This is a genomic window from Microcystis sp. LE19-10.1B (genome assembly GCF_027530565.1).
Lineage (GTDB): Bacteria > Cyanobacteriota > Cyanobacteriia > Cyanobacteriales > Microcystaceae > Microcystis > Microcystis aeruginosa.
Genome location: NZ_JAPZQM010000280.1, coordinates 1 through 3,989, shown reverse-complemented (window position 1 = coordinate 3,989; position 3,989 = coordinate 1). Strand labels below are relative to the sequence as shown.

Annotated in this window: 3 protein-coding genes and 1 pseudogene; 2 read left to right on the top strand and 2 right to left on the bottom strand. The window is 43.8% G+C overall.

Annotation, left to right across the window (positions count from 1 at the left end):
- Nucleotides 1–237 (top strand): hypothetical protein (locus O9332_RS10025; protein WP_288025243.1); only part of this gene is annotated, 237 nt, incomplete at its 5' end.
- A 39-nt stretch (nt 238–276) separates the two neighbouring features.
- On the opposite strand, the gene O9332_RS10020 is transcribed toward O9332_RS10025, so the two are convergent.
- Entirely contained in the window at nt 277–714 is a 438-nt protein-coding gene (locus tag O9332_RS10020; RefSeq protein ID WP_288025240.1) for a DUF29 domain-containing protein, read from the bottom strand.
- A gap of 705 nt (nt 715–1,419) precedes the next feature.
- Here O9332_RS10020 and O9332_RS10015 point away from each other — a divergent pair.
- Nucleotides 1,420–3,504, top strand: a complete 2,085-nt coding sequence (locus tag O9332_RS10015; RefSeq protein ID WP_288025238.1) for a pentapeptide repeat-containing protein — start codon at nt 1,420–1,422, stop codon at nt 3,502–3,504.
- 50 nt (nt 3,505–3,554) lie between these two features.
- On the opposite strand, the pseudogene O9332_RS10010 reads toward O9332_RS10015, so the two are convergent.
- A pseudogene (locus O9332_RS10010) lies at nt 3,555–3,620 on the bottom strand (DUF29 domain-containing protein); the annotation flags it as partial.
- Nucleotides 3,621–3,989 lie beyond the last annotated feature (369 nt).

Sequence of the window (3,989 nt, the reverse complement as noted above, 5' to 3'; positions counted from 1 at the left end):
TTTCACGATTCCATAAGCAAAAATTATCACACAAAGTCGAGAAGAGCCAGTCATGAGCAAGCTAGAGGTTTAAAGACTGAGCGGGTTCCAATTATTTTTATTCATAAATATTTTACACAATTCATACCAGGTAAGCAAGAGAGCTACGCCACTACTACCGAATCATTACCTATACTTCAACTGGCTATGGTCGGCAAAGTCCGCAAGCAAATTTATATCTTTGTCTTTCATAACTAGCCTATACTCAACGGATTTAGTATTACTCCTAATTAAGAACTATTTTTCAGCCGGGGGAAACCAATTATCATCTAATGTTTGTTCGAGGGATATATGAGCGTCTGAATTGAGGGAAAAAAGCTGAGAAACTGATTTAATCGCCACTGGATAAACTTTATCATACATAGCTGCTAATTCTGGCCGTAAGCTGGGACTATCTTCTAAACGATGCTGAATTTGGGCGCAAAAATTGACTATTGCTGCCGCCCAATGATTACCTGACCGTTTTTTTTCTTCTTGCCAATAAGCCAGCTTTAAAAGATGTTCGATAAGACGGGTTAACAGACTCATTAAAGCTCGTCTATCACTTTTCCTTATACTCTCAATTTCTTCAATTAAATTATCCCAATCTACCTGCTCAAAATTGCGCTCTCGTAACTGTTTTACCGTTTCTTTTAGCCACTGATTATAATCAGTTTCGTAGGCAGTTGACGACATAAGACCTCTTGTAAAAATCAAAAATTGTTGTTGGGGTTAGGAGTCAGTAGCCAGTAGTCAGTAGTCAGGAGAATTAAGAATGAATAATAATTCATTAAATGGTCTATTTACATATTTTATGCAATTTAATCCTTATTTTTGCCGTTTTTGAACCCTGAAAAATTAATTATGCAAGAGGTTTATAATTTAACTCTCCATAGAAAATTACTTAAGTGGCTTTCTAAGTAGGTAGGTGTTAAAAGTTCTCAGACACCCCCCTTATCAAGGGGGGCAGGGGGGATCGAACCCACAATCCATAATTTAATTATAACCAGCTACTTATCTAGGGTTGGCTGAATAAATCTACTTTTCTGGCACAGGAGAATTAGGGTCAGTAAATTCTACCAAATATAATCTATCCCCGTCTATTAAGAAATATTACCATAAACATGAGTAGATTAAGAAAGGTTAATGGGTGTATCCATTGATAGATAAGGGTTTTCGGCTATTGTAGTAGATATCTATGGGGGAAATCCAGATATATTCTAGAACGCGAGGTGTGGAAACTGACGCGATTGCCCATAAAAATGCCAGGTTTTTGAACGTGGACTCGTTGAACCAAGAATCCCGAAGCGCTGGGATGGGAGTATCAATCGGATTCTCTCAGGAAACCCGCTTTCTGACTTGCAGTAAGATTGAGGGCATAGTATGGCAATTTCGTAGGCGATGAAGGCAGCGGCAGTTATTGAACAGTACAAAAACGGGCGGCGGGATTTCCGGGGGGAATCCTTGCGGGGTGGTAACTTTCGCGGTGCGGACTTAGCGGGGGCGGATTTCAGTGGTTGTGATATACGCGGGACAAATTTTAGTCGGGCGAATTTGACGGGGACGAAGTTTGCTGGGGCGAAGGCGGGATTGCAGAAGCGGTGGCTGGTGATTTTGCTGGGGTTGGCTTTGGTGTTAATTGTGGTTTCGAGTTTTTTCTCCGCCTTCGGCGGTTATATGGTGGGCTTAATTTTTTATTCCAATCCAGAAAACCAAGTTACTGGTTGGTTCACCTTAATTTTTCTCATCTGTTTTTGCGCTGTCACTTGGCGTAAAAATATTTTGGCCTTCGCCATAGCCGTAGCCGTAGCCGGAGCCCTAGCCGTAGCCGGAGCCCTAGCCGGAGCCTCAGCCCTAGCCGGAGCCGGAGCCGGAGCCGGAGCCGTAGCCCTAGACGTAGCCGGAGCCGGAGCCAGAGCCGGAGCGGGAGCCGTAGCCGTAGCCGTAGCTATATCCGTAGCCCTAGCCGGAGCGGGAGCCGTAGCCGGAGCCTTAGCCGGAGCCGGAGCCTTAGCCCTAGCCGTAGCCGGAGCCGGAGCCTTAGCTGTAGCCGTAGCCGGAACCGTAACCGCAGCCGTAGCCATATCCGTAGCCGTAGCCTTATTTTATTGTTGGCTCGGTTGGCTGACCCTTAAACAAGAACACCGCGATCCTTGGTTGCGTAAAATTGTGATAGCCTTTGCTGCTATTGGTGGCACATCCTTTTTTCAAGCTAATTTAACCGAGGCAGATTTCACGGGTGCGAGGTTGAAAAATACCAACTTCAACCGCGCCATCCTGAAAAAAACCTGCTTCAAGCAGGCAATTAAATTGGAATTAGCCCGCCCCGGCAATACCTTATTAGCCAATCCCCGGATTAGGGAATTTTTGATTGATTCCCGCACCGGAAGCGGAAAGGATTTTGCCCAAGCCAATTTACGGGGGGCATACCTAGACGGGGCAAACCTGCAAACTGCCAACTTGCGCCTAGCGAATATCAGTGAAGCCAGCTTGCAATACGCCAACCTTGCGGGGGCAAACCTCACCGAAGTCAACGCCGTCAATACCGATTTGCGCCATGCTACTCTGACGGGTGCTTGCGTGGAAAATTGGAATATTGATGCCACCACCCAACTGGATGAGATTGACTGCCAGTATATTTACCTGCTTAATGGGCAAAAAGAACGCCGCCCCAGCAGTGGTGAATTTCAACCAGGGGAATTTACTAAATTGTTTGCCGAAATGTTCGACACCGTTGACCTCATTTTCCGCAATGGGGTGGATTGGAAAGCTTTCATTGCTGCCTTAAAAGAAGTGCAAGTGCAGAATGAAGATACGCCGCTTCAGGTGCAGAGCATTGCCAATAAAGGAGATGGCGTGATAGTGGTAAAAGTCCATGTACCCCCCGATACTGATAAAGAGAAAATTCATCAAGAATTTAACCAAAATTATCAACTACAACTCGCAGCCATCGAAGCGCAATATAAGGCACAACTCACCGCCAAAGATGAGGAAATAATTGCCATCTATCGCCAACAAAGTGTTGATATGATGGAAATTACCAAAACCCTCGCCAACCGTCCCATCCATGTAGAAGCAAAAGCCATGAGCAATAGTAACGACAGTTCCCCAAATATTACCATCCGCGATATTAATAATTCTGCCGTCAATTTCGGCGAAATCATCGGCGATGTAACCAATACCATTAACCAAATTGCAGCCGATGCTTCCCCAGAAAACGCCCAACTTAAAGCTTTACTGCAAGAACTAACCCAGGCGATTAAAATTGACAGCCATTTAGATGTAGAAGAAAAAGCCGAAGCCGCCAATCAAGTGAAAAAGATTGCCCAAGCTAGTCAAAATCCTGATGATGCCGGACTGCAAAAGAAAGCCCAACGAGCGGTTAATTTTCTCGAAACAATTGCTAAAGCTTTGGAACCTGCCAGCAAACTTGCCCAAGCCTGTCAAACAGCCTTACCGATAATTTTGAAAACATTAGGCTTCTGATAGGTTTGTAGTTGCGCTTTAGCGCAGTTCTAGTTAGGGCTATAGCATCATCGTAACTGTTTTACCGTCTCTTTTAGCCATTGATTATAATCAGTTTCGTAGGCAGTTGACGACATAAGGCCTCTTGTAAAAATCAAAAATTGTTGTTGGGTTTAGGCTTCAGTAGCCAGTAGCCAGTAGTCAGTAGTCAGTAGAATTAAGAATGAGCATTAATCAATTAAATGCTCTATTTAGGGATGTTATGCAGTTTTATGTCTATTTTTCTCATTTTTGCACTCTCAAAAATTAATTATGCAAGAACTCTATAGCCTTCTAATAATTATAGGGCTTGTTGCTGTGACTAATGGCTCTTCGGTAATTGTTATGCAATGGACGGGGGTTATAAGGGATGGAACCCTTATATAGAAAAGCATTTAGCGATTTTTGTCAATTGTTTTTGCTCTAGAGCGAACTAATCAATTAAGTCTCTTGCCAGATAAGGATTT

Coding starts and splice junctions, on each gene's coding strand:
- O9332_RS10020 (WP_288025240.1), bottom strand. CDS start 714: ATGTCGTCAACTGCCTACGAAACTGATTATAATCAGTGGCTAAAAGAA.
- O9332_RS10015 (WP_288025238.1), top strand. CDS start 1,420: ATGAAGGCAGCGGCAGTTATTGAACAGTACAAAAACGGGCGGCGGGAT.